We start from the raw sequence: 1,865 nt of genomic DNA on the forward strand, positions 1-1,865 counted from the left end.
TTTTCGATGAGGTCGTCGACGACGGAAGGGTCGGCGAGGGTTGAGGTGTCGCCGAGGGCGCCGTAGTCGTTTTCGGCGATCTTGCGCAGGATGCGGCGCATGATCTTGCCGGAGCGGGTCTTGGGCAGGCCCGGGGCCCACTGGATCAGGTCGGGCGAGGCGATGGGGCCGATTTCCGTGCGGACCCAGGTGCGCAGCTCCTTGCGCAGCTCCTCGGTCGGCTCGACGCCGTTCATCAGGGTGACGTAGCAGTAGATGCCCTGGCCCTTGATCTCGTGCGGGTAGCCGACGACCGCCGCCTCGGCGACCTTTTCATGCGCGACCAGCGCCGATTCCACCTCGGCCGTGCCCATCCGGTGCCCCGAGACGTTGATCACGTCGTCGACCCGGCCCGTGATCCAGTAATCGCCATCGGCGTCCCGGCGGCAGCCGTCGCCGGAGAAGTAATAGCCCTTGTAGTCCGAGAAATAGGTCTTCTCGAAGCGGTCGTGGTCGCCCCAGACGGTGCGCATCTGGCCCGGCCAGCTGTCCTTGATGGCCAGCACGCCCTCGGTCGGCGAGGCGTCGATCTCCTGGCCCGACTGCGGGTCCAGCACCACCGGCTGCACGCCGAAGAAGGGCCGCATCGCCGCGCCCGGTTTCGTCGCGTGGGCGCCGGGCAGGGGGGTCATCATGTGGCCGCCGGTCTCGGTCTGCCACCAGGTGTCGACGATCGGGCAATTTCCCTTGCCGACCACGTCGTTGTACCAGTTCCAGGCCTCGGGGTTGATCGGCTCACCGACCGTGCCCAGGATCCGCAGCGAGCTTAGATCGCATTTGGTTACGAAATCGTCACCCTGGCCCATCAGCGCGCGGATCGCGGTCGGCGCGGTGTAGAACTGGGTCACGCGGTGCTTCTCGCAGACCTGCCAGAAGCGGCTGGCGTCGGGGTAGGTGGGCACGCCCTCGAACATCAGCGTGGTGGCGCCGTTGGCGAGCGGGCCGTAGACGATGTAGCTGTGGCCGGTGACCCAGCCCACGTCCGCGGTGCACCAGTAGACGTCGCCGTCATGGTAGTCGAAGGTCACCTCGTGGGTGAGCGCGGCATAGGTCAGGTAACCGCCGGTGGTATGGACCACGCCCTTGGGCTGGCCGGTAGAGCCGGAGGTGTAGAGGATGAAGAGCGGATCCTCGGCATTCATCTCGGCCGGCTGGCTGTAATCCGCGGCCTCGAGCGCCATCTCGTTGTAGTCGAAGTCGCGGCCGTCGACCCAGGTGGTCTGGCCGCCGGTGCGCTTGACGACCAGGCATTTGACGTCGTCCTTGCAGTGCAACAGCGCCTTGTCGGCATTGGTCTTGAGCGGGGTCTTGCGGCCGCCGCGGGGTGCCTCGTCGGCGGTGATGATGAGTTTGGCGTCACAGCCGTTGATCCGCGCGCTCAGCGCATCGGGCGAGAAGCCGGCGAAGACGATGGAATGGATCGCGCCGATGCGGGCGCAGGCCAGCATGGCATAGGCGGCCTCGGGGATCATCGGGAGGTAGATGATGACGCGGTCGCCCTTGCGCACGCCCAGGGATTCCAGGACGTTGGCCATGCGGCAGGTGCGGCGGTGCAGGTCGGCATAGGAGATGCTCTGCGCCGGTTCGTTGGGATCGTCGGGCTCGAAGATGATGGCGGTCTGGTTGGCGCGCTTGTCCAGGTGGCGGTCGATGCAATTGGCGGCGACGTTGAGCGTGCCGTCGCGGAACCACTCGATCTTGACCTGGCCAAGCGTGAAATCGGTGTTCTTGATCTCGCTCGGCTGCTTCATCCAGTCCAGCCGCTGTGCCTGCTCCGCCCAGAAGGCCGCCGGATCGCTGACCGAGGCCGCGTACATCTGATCATA

General features: G+C 66.3%; 1 protein-coding gene. It reads right to left on the minus strand.

Going from position 1 to position 1,865, the window contains the following annotated elements:
* On the minus strand, nucleotides 1-1,865 hold a 1,865-nt coding region (acs, locus tag PVW46_RS10125), incomplete at both ends, for an acetate--CoA ligase (protein WP_274575826.1).

This window comes from Mameliella sp. AT18 (genome assembly GCF_028807275.1).
GTDB classification, from domain to species: Bacteria; Pseudomonadota; Alphaproteobacteria; order Rhodobacterales; family Rhodobacteraceae; genus Antarctobacter; species Antarctobacter albus.